This window comes from Bordetella ansorpii (assembly GCF_900078315.1).
Lineage (GTDB): Bacteria > Pseudomonadota > Gammaproteobacteria > Burkholderiales > Burkholderiaceae_B > Bordetella > Bordetella ansorpii.
The window spans coordinates 24433-41449 of the sequence record NZ_FKBS01000012.1; the positions used below are offsets into that span (position 1 = coordinate 24433).

The 17017-nt window shown below is 68.4% G+C and carries 14 protein-coding genes; 11 read left to right on the forward strand and 3 right to left on the reverse strand.

Annotated elements, in window-relative coordinates; translation table 11 throughout:
* Nucleotides 1-45 precede the first annotated feature (45 nt).
* Entirely contained in the window at nucleotides 46-1662 is a 1617-nt protein-coding gene (locus A7W11_RS05300) for a methyl-accepting chemotaxis protein (protein WP_066409592.1), read from the forward strand.
* 82 nt (nucleotides 1663-1744) lie between these two features.
* Here the strand turns inward: A7W11_RS05300 and A7W11_RS05305 are convergent, their stop codons facing one another.
* A complete protein-coding gene (locus A7W11_RS05305) occupies nucleotides 1745-2524 on the reverse strand; it encodes an AraC family transcriptional regulator (RefSeq protein WP_066409598.1) in 780 nt (259 codons plus the stop codon).
* A 193-nt stretch (nucleotides 2525-2717) separates the two neighbouring features.
* Between A7W11_RS05305 and A7W11_RS05310 the strand changes: the two genes are divergently transcribed.
* The gene (locus tag A7W11_RS05310; RefSeq protein WP_066409609.1) at nucleotides 2718-3332 is read left to right on the forward strand and encodes a short chain dehydrogenase; all 615 of its coding nucleotides are present in this window, start codon (nucleotides 2718-2720) and stop codon (nucleotides 3330-3332) included.
* A gap of 51 nt (nucleotides 3333-3383) precedes the next feature.
* Here the strand turns inward: A7W11_RS05310 and A7W11_RS05315 are convergent, their stop codons facing one another.
* A complete protein-coding gene (locus A7W11_RS05315) occupies nucleotides 3384-5213 on the reverse strand; it encodes a GGDEF domain-containing protein (protein WP_412778702.1) in 1830 nt (609 codons plus the stop codon).
* Between the two features lie 110 nt (nucleotides 5214-5323).
* Between A7W11_RS05315 and rdgB the strand changes: the two genes are divergently transcribed.
* The 5 genes from rdgB (at nucleotide 5324) to ntrC (ending at nucleotide 11523) form a co-directional block, all read left to right on the forward strand.
* The gene (rdgB, locus tag A7W11_RS05320; protein ID WP_066409616.1) at nucleotides 5324-5947 is read left to right on the forward strand and encodes an RdgB/HAM1 family non-canonical purine NTP pyrophosphatase; all 624 of its coding nucleotides are present in this window, start codon (nucleotides 5324-5326) and stop codon (nucleotides 5945-5947) included.
* 9 nt (nucleotides 5948-5956) lie between these two features.
* Nucleotides 5957-7186 carry a radical SAM family heme chaperone HemW gene (hemW, locus tag A7W11_RS05325; RefSeq protein ID WP_066409627.1) on the forward strand — a complete coding sequence of 410 codons (1230 nt, stop codon included), beginning with the start codon at nucleotides 5957-5959 and terminating at the stop codon, nucleotides 7184-7186.
* Nucleotides 7187-7359: 173 nt separating this feature from the next.
* Entirely contained in the window at nucleotides 7360-8772 is a 1413-nt protein-coding gene (gene glnA, locus A7W11_RS05330; RefSeq protein ID WP_066409630.1) for a type I glutamate--ammonia ligase, read from the forward strand.
* A 196-nt stretch (nucleotides 8773-8968) separates the two neighbouring features.
* Complete coding sequence (gene glnL, locus A7W11_RS05335; RefSeq protein ID WP_066409633.1) at nucleotides 8969-10033, forward strand: nitrogen regulation protein NR(II); 1065 nt, start codon at nucleotides 8969-8971, stop codon at nucleotides 10031-10033.
* The gene (gene ntrC / locus A7W11_RS05340) at nucleotides 10033-11523 is read left to right on the forward strand and encodes a nitrogen regulation protein NR(I) (protein WP_066409637.1); all 1491 of its coding nucleotides are present in this window, start codon (nucleotides 10033-10035) and stop codon (nucleotides 11521-11523) included. Before glnL ends, ntrC begins: the two co-directional genes overlap by 1 nt.
* 220 nt (nucleotides 11524-11743) lie before the next feature.
* On the opposite strand, the gene A7W11_RS05345 is transcribed toward ntrC, so the two are convergent.
* Nucleotides 11744-12229: a nuclear transport factor 2 family protein gene (locus tag A7W11_RS05345; RefSeq protein ID WP_066409642.1), complete on the reverse strand. Its 486-nt coding sequence runs from the start codon at nucleotides 12227-12229 to the stop codon at nucleotides 11744-11746.
* Nucleotides 12230-12651: 422 nt separating this feature from the next.
* Between A7W11_RS05345 and A7W11_RS05350 the strand changes: the two genes are divergently transcribed.
* From A7W11_RS05350 to A7W11_RS28510, 4 genes are all read left to right on the forward strand, one after another.
* Complete coding sequence (locus A7W11_RS05350) at nucleotides 12652-13371, forward strand: STN domain-containing protein (RefSeq protein ID WP_066409645.1); 720 nt, start codon at nucleotides 12652-12654, stop codon at nucleotides 13369-13371.
* A 2-nt stretch (nucleotides 13372-13373) separates the two neighbouring features.
* Nucleotides 13374-13883 (forward strand): RNA polymerase sigma factor, encoded by a 510-nt coding sequence (locus A7W11_RS05355; protein ID WP_066409649.1) that lies wholly within the window; start codon nucleotides 13374-13376, stop codon nucleotides 13881-13883.
* 116 nt (nucleotides 13884-13999) lie between these two features.
* A complete protein-coding gene (locus A7W11_RS05360; RefSeq protein WP_066409653.1) occupies nucleotides 14000-15001 on the forward strand; it encodes a FecR family protein in 1002 nt (333 codons plus the stop codon).
* Nucleotides 15002-15145: 144 nt separating this feature from the next.
* Nucleotides 15146-17017, forward strand: a 1872-nt coding sequence (locus tag A7W11_RS28510; RefSeq protein ID WP_218188573.1) for a two-partner secretion domain-containing protein, incomplete at its 3' end; no start/stop codon positions are given.

Genomic DNA, 17017 nt, shown 5'->3' on the forward strand with positions numbered 1-17017 from the left:
TATCTAATGCGTAAAAGTCTCAATGGTCTGAAAGTCAGTACGGCTTTGACGGCCACCCTGGTCATGTTCGTGGCGCTGTTCGCCATCGCCGCGGCGGCCGCCATCTGGACGCTCCGGGCCGACCGGCAGGCCATCGAACAACTGGGCCGCGCCAACATCGAGCGCGCCAGCGATCTCAGCGATCTGAACAGCCGGCTGTTCCAGGCGCGCGCCGATCTGGCCGTGGCCAAGACCTATATGGAAGGCGGCCAGGAAGAGCCCCGCAACGCGGCGCTGGCCAGCGCCGACAAGTTGCTGGAGGCGGCGCGCGCCAGTCTCAAGCGCCTGGCCGACAACCCCGATACGGCCGAGGACGGGGCGGTCCTGTACAAGGAAGTGATAGATGCCAGCAAGGCGCTGGACGTCGAGGTGATGATGCCGCTGCACAAGGCCATCACGGGCTGGAACGGCATCCAGGCCAACATGCTGGCCGATAACGCGATGTCCAAGATCAGCACGCGCTATATCGCCGCCGTGGACAAGTACCAGGCCTATTCGCGCGACGTCGGCCGCGCCGCCGTGGAAGAAGCCGCCCGCACGCAGGAGCGCGCCATCACCGCCGCCGTGATGATGCTGGTCGGCGTGTTCGTCATCGCGCTGCTGGTGCGCCTGGGCTTTCGCCGCGCCATCCTGCGTCCGCTTACCGAGGCCGGCAAGCAGTTCGACCGTATCGCCGACGGCGACCTCACCGGCAAGCTGGCCGCGCGCGGCAACAACGAAGTGGGCGTGCTGTACGCCGCCATGGGCCGCATGCAGAGCGGCCTGACCAATGCCGTGGCCGCCGTGCGCCACAGCGTCGAGGAAATCCACGCGGGCTCCACCGAGATCGCCGAGGCCGGCAACGACATGTCCGATCGCAGCTCGCGCCAGGCCGGCGCGCTGCAGGAAGCCTCGGCCAGCCTGACCGAGCTGGCCGCCACCGTGACGGGCAACGCGCAGGATGCCGCCACGGCCAACCAGCAGGCGCTGGACGTCTCGCAGTTGGCGCGGCGCGGTGGCTCGGCGGTCGACGAGGCCGTCAGCAGCATGCAGGGCATCGCCACGGCGCAGCGCCGCATTGCGGAAATCGTCGGCGTGGTCGATGGCATCGCTTTCCAGACCAACCTGCTGGCCCTGAACGCCGCCGTCGAGGCGGCCCGGGCCGGCGCGCAGGGCCGTGGTTTCGCGGTGGTGGCGGGTGAAGTGCGCACGCTGGCCCAGCGCAGCGCGCAAGCCGCGCGCGAGATCAAGGAACTGATCGACGACGCCAGCCAGCGCGTCGATTCGGGGGTGCGCCAGGTCGGCAACGCCGGCCAGACCATGAAGCAGGTGGTCGAGTCGGTGGACCGCATCACCGGCATCGTGGCGGGTATCTCGGACGCCAGCACGCAGCAGGCCGAAGGCGTGGCCGCGGTGAACCAGGCCGTGGCCGAGATCGAGCGCAATACGCAGGAAAACGCCGCAATGGTGGAAGAAACCGCCGCCGCGGTGGCGTCGCTGGCCGAGCAGGCCATCGTGCTGCGCAAGGCCGTGTCGGTCTTCACGCTGGAAGACGACGTGGCGGCCGGGCAGGAGCCGGCCGAGGTGCCGCACTACGTGGGCGCGCCGCGCCTGGCGGTGCAGCCCAAATATCTGCCGGCCTGAGCGCCCTGCAGGCGCGATGCCTGCCAGATGAATCCCACCGCCGTAGCCGAGCGTCCGTGGCCGCAGGCGGCGCAGCCACCGTTCATCGCAACGCCGCGAAGTATTTTCCGGGCGGCTGCCCCGTCGATTTCTTGAACATGGTGATGAACGCCGTCACCGAGTCGTATCCCAGGTTGCCCGCCACCTGTTGCACCGTGGCGCCGCCGGATAGCTGCTGCATGGCCACGATCATGTGCAACTGCTGGCGCCAGCGCCCGAAGGTCAGGCCCGTTTCGCGCTTGACCAGACGGGCCAGCGACCGGTCGCTCAGCGCCAGTTGACCGGCCCATTCGGCCAGCGTGGTGCGATCGGCGGGGTCGCGCGCCAGCACGTGCGCGATGCGCCGGATCTTGGGATGGTGCGAGATCGGCAGATGCAGCATTTCCACCGGCATCGCGCCCAGTTGCTCGACCAATACGCGGGCCAGCCGCGCCGTGGGGCCATCGGGATCGTAGGCCTGGCCCTGGTCAGCCAGATGCTGGATCAGCTCGCGCACCATGGGACTGATGGCCAGGGTACGGCATTGGGCGGGCAGGGACGCAGCTTCCGGTTCGACGAACAGGAAGCAGATACTGGCGTTGTCGGTGGCGCGATTGCTGTGCGGCATGCCACCCGGAATCCACACTGCGTGATGCGGCGGCACCATCCACATCGCCTGCGAGACCGAGCACGTGACGCCGCCGCGCAACGCCAGCACCAGTTGGCCCTTGCGATGCTGGTGGATGGGCTGCTCGGCGTCGCGTTGCGCCACTTCGACCCGCAGGGCCACGGCGGGCAAGGTGTCGCCGTCGGCATCGTAGTGGCAGAGCGAGTGCGTAATCATTGTCACAATTTAGCGATTTATTGTCAGTCCTTCTCTATTTCAGCAGAAGGAGAGCGCGTAGAGTACCTCCATCCCTGTTACCGAGATGGCGCCGTGAGTATCCTGACCCCGCCCCGCACGAGGGGCTGGCAAACCAGGACCATCGTGAACGCACTCCGGCCTTCCATCGCCTCGTCATCCAAGGAGCAATGCAATGAGGATTCTTCTGATCGGCGCCAGCGGCACCATCGGCCGTGCCGTCGACGCCGAACTGGCGCAGCGTCATGAGGTCGTCCGCGTCAACCAGCGCAGCGGCGACTTCCAGGTGGACATCGCCGATCCGGACTCGATCCGCCGCCTGTACGAGCAGGTGGGGGCGTTCGACGCCCTGGTCAGCACGACGGGCAAGGTGCATTTCGGACCGCTTGCCGAGTTCACGCCCGAGCAGTACGAACTGGGCCTGCGTAACAAGCTGATGGGGCAGGTCAATCTGGTGATGCAGGGCCTGGCGCGGATCCGCGACGGCGGGTCGTTCACGCTGACCAGCGGCCTGTTGAACGACGATCCGATCCGCCAGGGCGTGTCTGCGGCGTTGGTGAACGGCGGGCTGGAAGGCTTCGTGCGCGGCGCGGCCATCGAAATGCCGCGAGGCGTGCGCATCAATCTGGTCAGCCCCACGGTGATCGAAGAGGCGCTGCCCGGCTATGCGCCATTCTTTCGCGGCGTGAAGGCGGTGCCGGCCGCCGAGGCCGCGTTGGGCTATGCCCGCAGCGTGGAGGGCGCGCAGACCGGCCGCGTCTATCGCATCGGCTGGTCGCGCGATACCTGAGCGCCGCCGGGGTGATTGGTCCTCGTCGGCGCTTCTCGGCCCTGGAAGCACCTACGCGTTGCGATCGCTTTCCAGCACCGTCTCGGGCATCAGCACCGGCGGGTAGTCCTCGACGATCATGCCCGTACGGCCATGCTTGACGCGGTGCTTGACCTGCGCGGCGGCCGAGGCGATGTCCTGCGGCCGCACCCCGCCGCACAGCACGGGCCGCACCATCAGCGAGCCCACGCCCAGCGTGACGAAGGGAAAGAAGCGCGGCACGCCGTAGCGGTCCTCGGTTTCGATGCCGCCGTTGCGCCGTCCGGCGTCGTCGTACAGGCCACGGGCGCGTTCGTTGAACTCGGTGATCAGGCGCTCGATGCGCTCGCGCCAGTCGCGGCTGCGCAGCAGCACCACGAAATCGTCGCCACCGACGTGGCCCACGAAATCGCGCTGCGGATCGCAGTGGCGCTTGATGATCTCGGCCACCAGCTGGATCATGTCGTCGCCGCGCCAGTAGCCGTAGACGTCGTTGAACGGCTTGAAATTATCCAGGTCGCAGTAGCCCACCACGAAGTCTTCGGTGCCGGACAGCAGCGTGCCGATGTGGCGGCTGATGGGGATGTTGCCGGGCAGGGCGGTCAGCGGGTTGGCGTAGCGCGCGGCCTCCAGGCGGATCTCGGTGACGGCGCGCACCAGGGCCTCGCCGGTGCCCAGGCCGGCGTAGCGGCCGTGGCGCGTCAGGATGAAGCCGTCGCGCAGGTAGCGCTGGTCTTCGGAGATGAGCACCGGCGCCAGGCGGTCGACCGAGGTGTCGAGGTCGACCAGCAGCGGCTCGGGGTTCATGAAGGACGAGCACAGGTCGCGGCCGAACAGTTCGCGCGTGTAGCGCATGGCGTACTGCTCGGAGAAGTCGCGCCGGTTGATCAGGCCGATGGGATAGCCTTCGCCATCCAGCACGGCAACCGCGTGCAGGTCGGCGCGTTCCAGGAACAGACGGTGCACGTCGTCGTTGGTGTGTCCGTCGCGCCGCACGGCGGGGGCTTCGACGCGCAGGCTGGCCACGGTGTCGTACGTGGCGCCCGACAGGTCGGGGGCGGGCCGGCGCAGGTTCAGGATGCCCTGCACCGATTCGGGCAGTTCGGTGACGGCGCGGGTGGTGGGACGGCCCAGCAGCCAGCCTTGCGCATAGCGGATGCCCAGGTCGCGCACCACCGCCATGTCTTCGGTGGTTTCGATGCCTTCGGCCAGCACGGGGGTGCCCAGGGACTGGGCCACGCTGAGCATGCAGCGCACCAGTTGCTGGCGCGGCGCGTCGTTGCTGATGCCGTTGAAGAAATAGCGGTCGATCTTGACCAGGTCGGGACGCAGCTCGGCCCACAGCCTGAGGCTGGCGTGGCCCACGCCGTAGTCGTCCAGCGCGATACGCATGCCGCCTTCGCGCAGGCAATCCAGCGCCTGGATGAGCGTGTGCATGTCGTCCTGGGCGGGGTCGTAGTCGGACAGCTCGATGATGATGCTGTTGGCCGACACGCCGCTGTCGCCCAGCAGGAACCCGGGCATCCGGCGGCCAGATTCGTGCCAGTACTGGATCAGGCCGCCGGCCGACATGTTCAGGAACAGCTTGCCGCGCAGCCCGCCCTCGGCATAGCCGGCAAGGCCCGCGCGCAGACAGGCCATTTCGAGCTCGCGGTAGCGCCCGGCGGCGCGGGCCGCGCCGAACAGGGAATCGGGCATCTGCAAGGGATGCCCGGCGGGGCCTCGGATCAGGCTCTCGTAGCCGTGGATGCGGCCATGGAACAGGTCAGCCACCGGCTGGTAGTGGGGGGTGAGCAACCCCTGCCGCAGAATCTTTGACAGATCTTCCGCGCGGCCGGGATCGGCTGGGGGTGGTTGCATAATGGGTCTTGCAGGCCTTGACGATTCGGTGCGGCCCTCATGTTGGCCGCACATTGTGTCCATAGTGTGGCCGTGCGCAAGAGTGTTGCAGCATAGCTAATACAATCGGACCGATGAAAGCTTCTTCTGACTCCATTGCGTCCCGCCGCGTGGTGCTGGCCTCGGGCAACCCTGGCAAGCTGCGCGAATTCGCGGCCCTGTTTTCTCCCCTGGGTATCGAGCTGGTGCCGCAGGGCCAGCTCGGCGTGGCCGACGCCGAAGAACCCTACGTCACCTTCGTCGAGAACGCGCTGACCAAGGCCCGCCACGCCAGCCGGCAGACGGGCCTGCCTGCGCTGGCCGACGACTCCGGCCTGTGTGTGGCCGCGCTCGATGGCGCCCCGGGCGTCTATTCGGCACGCTATGCGCAGCGCGCCGGCGGCGAGAAAAGCGACGCCGCCAACAACGCGCTGCTGGTGAGCAACCTGGCGGGCCGCGCCGACCGGCGCGCCTGGTACGTGGCCGTGCTGGTCTACGTGCGCAGCGCCGACGATCCGCAGCCGCTGATCGGCGAGGGGGTCTGGCACGGCGAGATCCTGGATACGCCCGAGGGCGAACACGGGTTCGGCTACGATCCCCACTTCTACCTGCCCGAGCTGGGCGCCACCGCCGCCTCGCTGGACCCGGACGAGAAGAACCGCGTCAGCCATCGCGCCCGCGCGCTGCGCCAGTTGCTGGACAAGCTCGCACTCTCCTGATTTCTTCGCATGTCCCGCACCATCATCCTGCATCCCGAAGGCACCGTCGCGCGTCCGCGCGCGGTGATGCCGGCCGGCCCGGCCACCCTGACCAGCCTGCCGCCGCTGTCGGTCTATGTGCACGTGCCCTGGTGCGTGCGCAAATGCCCGTACTGTGATTTCAATTCGCACGCCGCGCCCGAGATGCCCGAGCGCGCGTACCTGGACGCGTTGCGCGCCGACCTGGAGCAGGCGCTGCCCTTGATCTGGGGGCGGCAGGTGGTGTCGGTGTTCCTGGGCGGCGGCACGCCCAGCCTGCTGTCGGCCGCCGGACTGGACGAGCTGCTGGCCATGCTGCGCGCCTGTCTGAACCTGCTGCCGGATGCGGAGATCACGATGGAGGCCAATCCCGGCACCGCCGAGGCCTCCCGCCTGCGCGACTATGCCGCCAGCGGCGTCACGCGCTTCTCGCTGGGCATCCAGAGTTTCGACGACGCGCAGTTGAAGCGCCTGGGCCGCATCCACGATTCGGGCCAGGCGCGCGCCGCCATCGAGATGGCCCAGCGCGCCACCGAGCGGGTCAACCTGGACCTGATGTTCGCGCTGCCGCATCAAAGCCTGGAGGCCTGTCTGGCAGACGTGCGCCAGGCGCTGTCGTTCGGCACCGAGCATCTGTCCATGTATCACCTGACGCTCGAACCCAATACGGTGTTCGCGAAGTATCCCCCCGAGGGCCTGCCCGACGACGACCTGGGGGCGGCCATGCAGGACGCGGTCGAGGCCGAGCTGGCCGCCGCCGGCCTGCAGCGCTACGAAGTGTCGGCGTACGCCCGCCCGGGCGCGCGCAGCCGGCACAACGTCAATTATTGGGAGTTCGGCGATTACCTGGGCCTGGGCCCGGGGGCGCACGGCAAGCTGTCATTTCACGACCGTATCGTCAGGCAGGCCCGCGCCCGCCAGCCAGAGTCCTGGATGGAGCGGGCAGGGCGCCACGACGGCAGCCACATCGCCGAGGATCGCGTGGTGCAGGCCGATGAACTGCCGTTCGAATTCATGCTGAACGCGCTGCGCCTGAAAGACGGGGTGGCCGCCAGCCTGTTCGCCGAGCGCACCGGTTTGTCGCTTGCCGCCATCGCGCACCAATTGGAAGCAGCCTCGTCCCGGGGCCTGCTGGACGCCGACCCCACCCGGTTGCGCGCCACTGCCCTGGGTTGGAGCTTCCTGAACGATTTGCAGGAAATGTTCCTGTCCGCCGATTGATCTATATTGGTGCATCGTGCACCACGTTTTGCACTAAATTGGTGCTTTGTTTTGGCCGATTCGCCCTCGCTTGCGGGGAATCCCGAGGTTCAGCCCTGGCACGGTTATTGCTTTGAATGCCATTGCCAGTCGGGCTGACTTTGCCCAACGACGTTTTTATCAATGGAGATGACATGGCAAGCCCCCAAGACGTTCTGAAACTGATCGCCGACAACGAAGTCAAGTTCGTTGACTTCCGCTTTACCGATACCGTTGGCCGCGAGCACCACGTGTCGGTGCCCGCCCACACGGTGGACGAGGACAAGCTGGAAAGCGGCCAGGCCTTCGACGGTTCGTCGATCCCCGGCTGGAAGGGCATCGAAGCGTCCGACATGCTGCTCATCCCCGACGTGGAAACGGCCAACCTGGATCCGTTCCGCGAAGAATCGACCCTGATCCTGTCGTGCGACGTGGTCGAACCGTCGGACATGAAGGGCTACGACCGTGACCCGCGCTCGCTGGCCAAGCGCGCCGAAGCCTACCTGAAGTCCTCCGGCCTGGGCGACACCGCCTACTTCGGTCCGGAACCCGAATTCTTCGTGTTCGACGGCGTGACGTGGAACACCGACATGTCGGGCACCTTCGTCAAGATCAAGTCCGAAGAAGCCCCGTGGTCGACCGGCCTGGAATTCGAAGGCGGCAACATGGGCCACCGTCCGGGCGTCAAGGGCGGCTACTTCCCCGTGCCCCCGGTCGATTCGTTCCAGGACATGCGCTCGGAAATGTGCCTGGTGCTGGAACAGATGGGCGTGCCCGTCGAAGTGCACCACCACGAAGTGGCCGCTCCCGGCCAGCTGGAAATCGGCACGAAGTTCAGCACCCTGGTGCGCCGCGCCGACTGGAACCAGATCCTGAAGTACGTCGTGCACAACGTGGCCCACGCCTACGGCAAGACCGCCACGTTCATGCCCAAGCCCATCGTCGGCGACAACGGCTCCGGCATGCACGTCCACCAGTCGATCTGGAAGGACGGCCAGAACCTGTTCGCGGGCAACGGCTACGCCGGCCTGTCGGAATTCGCGCTGTACTACATCGGGGGCATCATCAAGCACGCCCGCGCGCTGAACGCCATCACCAACCCCGGCACCAACTCGTACAAGCGCCTGGTCCCGCACTTCGAAGCCCCGGTCAAGCTGGCCTACTCGGCCCGTAACCGTTCGGCCTCGATCCGCATCCCGTACGTCGGCAACCCGAAGGGCCGCCGCATCGAGACGCGCTTCCCGGATCCCCTGGCCAACCCGTACCTGGCTTTCTCGGCCCTGATGATGGCCGGCCTGGACGGCGTGCAGAACAAGATTCATCCCGGCGATCCCGCCGACAAGAACCTGTACGATCTGCCGCCCGAAGAAGACGCGAAGATCCCGACCGTCTGCGCGTCGCTGGACCAGGCCCTGGAAGCCCTGGACAAGGACCGCGAGTTCCTGACCCGCGGCGGCGTGTTCAGCAACGAAATGCTGGACGCCTACCTGGCCCTGAAGGAGGCCGACGTGCAGCGTCTGCGCATGACGACGCACCCGGTCGAATTCGACATGTACTACAGCCTGTAATGGGCTCTGGGGCGGGCCTGGCGGCCAGCCCCCACGGCACGGCCGGCAGGTTCGTCTCGCCGGCGCGCGAGGTGGCGTGGCCACCTCGCGGCAAGCCGTTGCCCGCGGGCAGGCCTCGCGTCTGCCCGTGGTTTCCCGCGGTATCCGGCTGGCCTGGCCGGTCGGATGCCCGCCTCACGGCTCTGGTGCTTCAGCGATGAATGTAGACGCTTTTGATTTGCTCGCCACGTCCGTTTTCCTCGTGAACGAGCGCGGCCACATCGAATACGCCAACGCCGCCGCCGAAGACCTGTTCGGCAGATCGCGCAAGCAGTTGCGCGGGCTTTCCGCGGTAGGCATGTACGATCATCCCGAAGACCTGCAATCCTCCATCGACGGAGCGGTCGCGGGCAAGTTCGCCGACGTGCGGCAGCTGACCTCCCTGCGTCGCGCCACCGAATCGGTCGAAGTCACCGTCACCACCGTGGCGCTTACCGGGCAGCCCTGGCCCGTGATGATAGAAACCCGCGAGATCGAGCAGCGCACGCTGGCCGACCGCAACCATCGCCTGGTCGAAGAGATCGAGTCGCATCGCGAGTTGCTGCGCAACCTGGCGCATGAGGTGAAGAATCCCCTGGGCGGCCTGCGTGGCGCCGCCCAATTGCTGGAGGCCGAGCTGCCCAGCGCGGCCCTGACCGAATATACGCAAGTCATCATTTCCGAAGCCGACCGCCTGCAGGCCCTGGTCGACCGCCTGAGCGGTCCGCAACGCGTGCCCCTGAACGCCAAGCCGGTCAACATCCACGAGATCTGCGAGCGCGTGTGCGCCCTGATCCAGGCCGAGTTCCGCGATGGCCTGGGCCTGGTGCGCGACTACGACGCCTCGGTGCCCGACCTGCACGGCGATGCTGCGCGCCTGATGCAATCGGTGCTGAACGTGGCGCGCAATGCCGCGCAGGAGCTGGTGCTGCAGAAGCCCGGCCCCAACGTGCCGCCGGCCCAGATCACGCTGCGCACGCGCGTGGCGCGCCAGGTGATGCTGGCGCACCGGCACCACCGGCTGGCGCTGGTGCTGTCCATCATCGATAACGGTCCCGGCGTGCCCGAGCACATCCGCGACCGCATCTTTCATCCCCTGGTCACCGCCAGGCCGGGCGGTACCGGCCTGGGCCTGAGCCTGGCACAGGATTTCGTGCAACAGCACGGCGGCATCATCGAATTCGAGTCGCGGCCGCGGCATACCGAATTTCGCCTGGTCCTACCGATGGAGCCCCCACTCTGATGAAACCCGTCTGGATTGTCGACGACGATCAGGCCATACGCTGGGTGCTCGAAAAAGCCCTGGCGCGCGCCGGTATCGCCACCCGTAGTTTCTTCCAGGCCTCGGACGTGCTCGACGCGATGACACGCGAGACGCCCTCGGTCCTGGTGTCCGATATCCGCATGCCCGGCGGCAACGGCCTGGAGCTGCTGCGCCAGATCAAGGAAAACGATACCGGGCTGCCCGTCATCGTGATGACGGCCTTCGCCGACCTGGACAGCACCGTGTCCGCCTTCCAGGGCGGTGCGTTCGATTACCTGGCCAAGCCCTTCGACATCAACGAAGCGGTCGCGCTGATCCAGCGCGCCATGCAGGAATCCGAGCCGCAGGACGAGTCGCCGGCGCAGGCCGAAGGCCAGCAGACCGGCGAGCGCTGGATGATGACGCAGTCCTCGTCCACGGCCATGCAGGAAGTGTTCCGCGCGATCGGCCGCCTGGCGCAGTCCAAGGTCACGGTGCTGATCACCGGCGAGTCCGGCACCGGCAAGGAGCTGGTGGCACGGGCCTTGCACGGCCATGGCGCGCGCGCCAACGGGCCGTTCGTGGCCCTGAACGCCGCGGCCATCCCGCGCGACCTGCTGGAAGCCGAGCTGTTCGGCCATGAACGCGGCGCCTTCACCGGCGCCAATACGCTGCGCCGCGGCCGCTTCGAGGAAGCGCACGGCGGCACGCTGTTCCTGGACGAAATCGGCGACATGCCGATCGAACTGCAGACGCGCCTGTTGCGCGTGCTGGCCGAGGGCAGTTTCTACCGCGTGGGCGGCGCGCAGCCGGTGCGCGTGGACGTGCGCATCGTGGCCGCCACCCACCAGCCCCTGGAGCAGCGGGTCGAGCAGGGCCTGTTCCGCGAGGATCTGTTCCATCGCCTGAACGTGATCCGCCTGCGCTTGCCGCCGCTGCGCGAGCGCGTGGAAGACATCCCGGCGCTGGCCAATCATTTCCTGGGCGTCAGCGCGCGTTCGCTGGGCGTGCCGGTGAAACGCCTGACGCCCGAGGCGACCGCGGTGCTGACCCGCTTCGATTTTCCGGGCAACGTGCGCCAGCTGGAGAACTTCTGCCACTGGCTGACCGTGATGGCGCCGGGCCAGACCATCGACCGCAACGACCTGCCGCCCGAGATCCGCGCGGTGGAGCACTCGCCCGCCGTGGCGCCGCCGGCGCGCGCAGTGGCCTTGGCCGAGTCGCCCGTGACGGGCGGTGGCGTGGTCTATCCGGATGAACCGATTCCCGCCGGCAGCTGGCAGGACGCGCTGCTGCGCGACGCCCAGCGCCGCCTGGAGCGCGGCGAGCCGGCCGTCATGGCCACGCTGACCCGGCAGTTCGAGAAGATCCTGCTGCAAAGCGCGCTGGACGCCAGCCGCGGCCGCCGCGTGGAAGCGGCGTCGCGCCTGGGCATCGGACGCAATACGATCACGCGCAAGCTGCGCGAACTGGGCATCGAGGACGAATAGGCGTACACGCCGGTCGTCTGTTCGTTCTGGTGTGGGCGGGCCTTTCGGGGCCCGCCTTTTTCATGGCGTCGGCCTGTGATCCGGCGGGCTGTCGGCGCACCGGGTGGCAGCGCCGGAGCCGCCCAGGCCAGTGGCAACGAGGCCATGGAGCAGCAGCGGCGTCCAGCGAGGACGCCGCGGGCAACGCGTCGTGCGTGCGCGGCGCCAACCGCACGCGGGTTCAGTCCAGCAACCGGGCCAGCCGCCAGGTGTCCAGGAATGCCAGGACGTCCACGATCTTGCCGTCTTGCAGCACCATGTGCCAGGCGTAGCGGTTGTCATAGGTGCTGCCGTCCCTGGCCGTGGCGCGGCCCTGCCAGACCACGATGACCGCGTCGCCCAGGGCATGCACCTGCTGCACTTGCGGCACGATGGGCGTGGACAGCCGCGCGGTGATCGGGGCCACCGCGGCATTCATCAGGTCCTTCTTCGAGCGATAGACGCCGGAGACCGGGCTGTTGCCGGCCACGGTCCAGCGCACGTCATCGTGCAGCAGGTCGAAGACGGTGCCTTGTCCCAGCCGCCAGCGCTCGAAGGCTTGCCTGACCAGCTTCTCGTTGGCTTGCGCCTGGCCGCCGCGCGCGGGTTCGGCGTGGGCGGTGACGGTCATCGCCATGCTCAGCATCAGGCCCGATGCCAGGGCCAGGGGAAAGGTGCGAATTGCCATGCCGGATCTCCTTCGGGGGGGATGGCGCGGGCGTGCGCCGTACCGTAGCCATGGTAGGAAGCGTCGGGTTCGCCGCGAAGGCAAGTTTCTCTTCCGTTCTTGCCCAAAACGATGGCTGGCCGTCCATGGAGCGATGACGCGGGGCAATGCCGTAACGGGCGGGCCGTGCGCGAGGGGACAGGGCTCGCGGGACGCCCTGGCGCCGCGGCGCACGGTCCAGCCTTCCGGGGCTCCCGCGGGATCGGCTGGACTCGGGCTCGCGCATGGCCGCACGTCGAGCCGTAACAAAACCGTCATTACTCGCCCGCACAATGCGATGTTTTTCAGGGTGGGGTAAGAACATTGCCGGTGCGACCGTTCGCAGCGTCAGCATGCCCTTGGCTCATCGGCGCCGCAGGACGCGGCGCGTCAACGCGGCAGGCATGCACGCCCCCCTGAACCGTCATCGGGCCGCCGCGTGGGCGCTGGGCGTTGCCGGACTGGCCGCACCCGTGTGCGCATGGCCGGCGGGCGGCGCAATCGCCGATGCCGCGCAGTCCGCCGATGAGGCGCTCTTCCTTTTCGACATTCCCGCCCAGCCCCTGGAGACCGCACTGGATCAGTTCGCCGTCGTGACGGGCCGTTCGGCCCTGTTCAGCAGCGCCATGGTCGCGGACCGCAGGTCCGCGCCGCTGCGCGGCCGCTACACGCCCCAGCGCGCCTTGCGCCACATGCTGGCGGGCACCGGCCTGGCCGCGCAGGAAGCCGTGGCGGGCAAGGTCGCCGCCTTCGTCATCCGCCCCGCGGACCCGGCGCACGAGGCGAGCGACGTGGCCGGCCGCAATCCCGTGGCGCAGGCGCGCCTGGCGGCCTACGACGAACTGCTGCAGAAACGCGTCTGGGTGGCCTTGTGCGCCCGGCCGCTGACGGCGGCGTCGAACTACCAGTCGGTGCTGCGTTTCGAGGTCACGCAATCCGGGCGCCTGGCCAATCCGCGGCTGATCGGTTCGACCGGCGATCCGCGGCGAGACTCGGCCTTGCTGGATGCATTGGGCAGCGTGCGCATCGGCCATCCGCCGCCTGCGGAACTGGCCCAGCCCGTCACCCTGCTGATCCTGCCCGGCCGCGCCGACCGCGGCCATTGCCCGGGAGCGCGCGGCTAGCCATGTCCGAAGAAGTCAGGCTCCTGCTGCTGGACTTCCTGTCCAAGAACTACGGCGACCTGCGGCGCCGGCTGATGCGTTTCCTGCGCAGCCCCGATCTGACCGACGACGCGCTGCACGATACCTGGCTGCGCGTGAAGCGGCTGGAGAACCAGTCCACGGTGCTCAATCCGCGCGGCTTCCTGCTGCGCATGGCCGTCAACTCGGCGTTGAACGACATCCGCAGCCAGAGCCCCATGGTGCCGCAGAGCGAACTGGACTCGGTGCTGGAGATGGCCGATCCCGGGCCGGGACCAGAGCACATCGCCGCCGCGCGCTCGGACGTGGCCGAGCTGGTGGCCGCCATGCAGCGCATGCCGCAGCGCCGCCGCGACGTGGTGCTGCTGGTGCGCTGGGAAGGGCTGACGCAGAAAGAGGTGGCCGAGCGCCTGGGCGTGTCGCTGCGCACGGTCGAGCTGGAGCTGAAGCGGGCCAACGATTTCTTCGCCGCCCGCCTGGGCGCGAAAAAATAATTTGCGGGTTTCAGCATGCTCATGTGTCTTCCTTATGAAAACCCGAATATTTCCGTGCGGCGGCATCGAATCCGCCACGCACGCCCGCCGGCGCCGCCGGCCAAGGTAACCCTCGCATGACTGCATCCTCGTCTTATCCCGGCGCGGGGCTCGACCCCGACGCGTTGCGTGAAGAAGCGGGCATCTGGCTCAACCGCCTGGTGCTGGGCGAGGTCACGCAAGCGGAAATGCGCGCGTTTCGCCGCTGGCAAGGCGCCAGCGATGCGCATGCGGCGGCTTTCGAGGCGGCCAGGCGCCAATGGCATGCCATGAAACCCGTGGCCGGCGAACTGCTGCGCACCGACGCGCGCGCCGCGGCGCGGCACGAGCGCCTGCGGGATGGGCCGCAGAGGCGCGGCCGGCGCGCCTTCCTGGGCGCGGCGGCGGGCGCGATGGCCACGGCTGCCGGCGTGGCGGTGTTCCATCCGCCCCTGGGGCTGTGGCCCGCGCCGGGGCTGTGGGGCGCCGATTACCGTACCGCCACCGGCGAGCAGCGCGCGGTGGCATTGGCCGAGCGCGTCAACGTGGTGCTGAACACGGATACCCGTATCCGGCGCGCGCAGGGCGACGGCGCGCGGGGCATCGACCTGCTGGGCGGCGAGGCGGCCATCGACCTCGCCGGCACGGGCGAGCCCTTCGGCGTGCAGGCGGGGGCCGGCCAGGCATGGGCCGAGACCGGGCATTTCCAGGTGCGCTATCTGGACGGGCAGGTGTGCGTCAGTTGCCTGGACGGCGCGGTGCGTGTCGAACATCCGCTGGGCGCGCGCACGTTGCAGGCCCGCCAGCAACTGGTCTATGACGATCACTCCGTCAGCGGCACGGCGGGTATCGAACCCGATGACGTGTCCGCGTGGCGGCGTGGCGAATTGCTGTTCCATCGCACGCCGCTGGCGCAGGTGGTGGACGAGATCAACCGCTACCGGCCGGGCCGCGTGGTGTTGATGAACGACGCCAAGCGCGACACGCCGGTGTCCGGCCGTTTCCGCACGGCGGTGCTGGACGAGGCCATCCTGCAACTGCAGCACACCTTCGGACTGCATGCGCGTGAACTGCCGGCGGGCGTGTTGCTGCTGAGCTGACGTAAAAAAGTTTACGGGTTTGCGAAAGCCCGCGTGTCTTTCCAGGTAAGGGGATCGACATGCCGGCGCCGTGGGGTGGGGCTGACGATCCGGATGGATACGGCGGCCCGCATCGGCCGCCTCAACTTTCGGCGGGAAAGGCACATGGGCAGCATGGTCGGGCGTGACGCGAAGCATCAATCCGTAGTGAAGGGAGGCGGCGCGTTGCGCCTGGCTCCGGTGGCGCGGGCGCTGGCCCTGGCGGTGGCCGCGGGTGGCTTCATCGGCCACGGCGATGCGCAGGCGCAGGCCTGGTTCGCGGCGTCGGGTTCCAGCAAGGGCGCGGGGTTCAGCACGGATGCGCGGGCGCGGGCGCAATCGGCCGGCGTCGGCGTGGGCAATGGCACGGCGGCCCAGCAGGCGGCGGCGCGGCAGAAGCTGGACCGCTCGATCGGCAACCTGAACGTGGCGGCGCAGGCGATTGCCGCGCAGCAGGCCGCGCAGGCGGCTGCGCGTGACGCGGCGGTGGCGGCGGGTGGCGGCGTGCCCGATGGCCTGCACGACGGTGGCCTGAAGGTCGACGGCAACGCGCTGACCGCCGGCTGGCGCAACGCGCAGGCGCCGGCGCAAAGCGTGGCCAACGGCAAGACCACGGTGACGGTGCAGCAGACCGGCGACCGCGCCATCCTGAACTGGGAAACCTTCAACGTCGGCCGCAACACCACGGTGGATTTTCGCCAGCAGGCCGATTGGGCGGTGCTGAACCGCGTCAACGACCCGCAGGCGCGGCCCTCGCAGATCGAGGGCGCGATCCGTGGCGACGGTACGGTCATGGTGGTCAACCGCAACGGCATCGTGTTCGGCGGCGGTTCGCAGGTGGACGTGCGCAACCTGGTGGCGGCGGCGGCCAAGATCGGCGACCAGCAGTTCATCGACCGCGGCATCTATGGCCTCGACAGCACCATGTCCACGTTCACCGAGGCCTTGGGCAAGATCGAGGTGAAGCAGGGCGCGCAGATACGCACCGCCGTGCCGACGACGGTCACGCAGGGTGGCGGTTACACGCTGCTGCTGGGCAAGGAAGTGGAGCAGGCCGGCACGATCCACGCGCCTCGTGGACAGGCCCTGCTGGCGGCGGGCGACAGCTTCGTCATTCGACGCGGCCAGGGGTCCGAAGGGAACCTGGAATCGACCACGCGCGGCAGCGAAGTGCTGGTGTCGGGCATGGGGACGGTGCGCAACACCGGCCTGATCCAATCCCCGTTGGGCGACGTGACATTGAGCGCCAATCAGGTCGAGCAGGCCGGCGTGCTGGCGGCCACGACTTCGGTGGATGCCCGGGGCACGATCCACCTGGCGGCCAGCGGCACGGGTAGCGCCATTACGTTGCGAGAGGGGGCGGTCAACGCCATTCTGCTGGACGCCAGCACGGCCACGGCGCTGGACGGCCAGCGCGAGAGCCTGTTGGCGCCGTCTCAGGTGTCCAGCGCCGACATCCAGGCCGCGGACCGCTATCGCCGCGACCTGTCGCTGGTGCAGATCGACAGCGCGGGTTCGGTGGATTTCCAGGCTGGCACGCTGACGCTGGCCACGGGCGGCCAGGTGGCCGCGCGCGCCGGCACGCGCACGCTGGTGCGCGATGGCGCGCAGATCGACGTGTCGGGCGCGATCGGCGTGCCGGTGGCCATGGAGTCGAACAACCTCAAGATCAACATCCAGGGCAACGAACAGCGCGACGCGCCGGGCAACCGCGACAGCGGCAAGCTGGCCAACAGCGATGTGTGGGTGGACATTCGTGATCTGGTCTACGTGCCGGCGGGCACGGGCGGCTATGACAGCGCGCGCTGGTACACGAAGGGCGGCCTGCTGGAGGTCGGCGGCTACCTGAGCAACCGTTCGGTGCCGGCCAGCCACTGGCTGGCGCAGGGCGGCATCGTGCGCTTCGACGGCGGCGAGGTGGTGACGCAGGCGGGCTCGATCATCAACCTGTCGGGCGGCACGCTGGACGTGCAGTCCGGCCGCATCAACATGACGTGG

Bases quoted from the DNA above. Each gene is read 5' to 3' on its own strand.
- A7W11_RS05305 (WP_066409598.1), bottom strand. From the start codon at position 2,524: ATGATTACGCACTCGCTCTGCCACTACGATGCCGACGGCGACACCTTG.
- A7W11_RS05310 (WP_066409609.1), top strand. From the start codon at position 2,718: ATGAGGATTCTTCTGATCGGCGCCAGCGGCACCATCGGCCGTGCCGTC.
- rdgB (WP_066409616.1), top strand. From the start codon at position 5,324: ATGAAAGCTTCTTCTGACTCCATTGCGTCCCGCCGCGTGGTGCTGGCC.
- hemW (WP_066409627.1), top strand. From the start codon at position 5,957: ATGTCCCGCACCATCATCCTGCATCCCGAAGGCACCGTCGCGCGTCCG.
- glnA (WP_066409630.1), top strand. From the start codon at position 7,360: ATGGCAAGCCCCCAAGACGTTCTGAAACTGATCGCCGACAACGAAGTC.
- glnL (WP_066409633.1), top strand. From the start codon at position 8,969: ATGAATGTAGACGCTTTTGATTTGCTCGCCACGTCCGTTTTCCTCGTG.
- ntrC (WP_066409637.1), top strand. From the start codon at position 10,033: ATGAAACCCGTCTGGATTGTCGACGACGATCAGGCCATACGCTGGGTG.
- A7W11_RS05345 (WP_066409642.1), bottom strand. From the start codon at position 12,229: ATGGCAATTCGCACCTTTCCCCTGGCCCTGGCATCGGGCCTGATGCTG.
- A7W11_RS05350 (WP_066409645.1), top strand. From the start codon at position 12,652: ATGCACGCCCCCCTGAACCGTCATCGGGCCGCCGCGTGGGCGCTGGGC.
- A7W11_RS05355 (WP_066409649.1), top strand. From the start codon at position 13,374: ATGTCCGAAGAAGTCAGGCTCCTGCTGCTGGACTTCCTGTCCAAGAAC.
- A7W11_RS05360 (WP_066409653.1), top strand. From the start codon at position 14,000: ATGACTGCATCCTCGTCTTATCCCGGCGCGGGGCTCGACCCCGACGCG.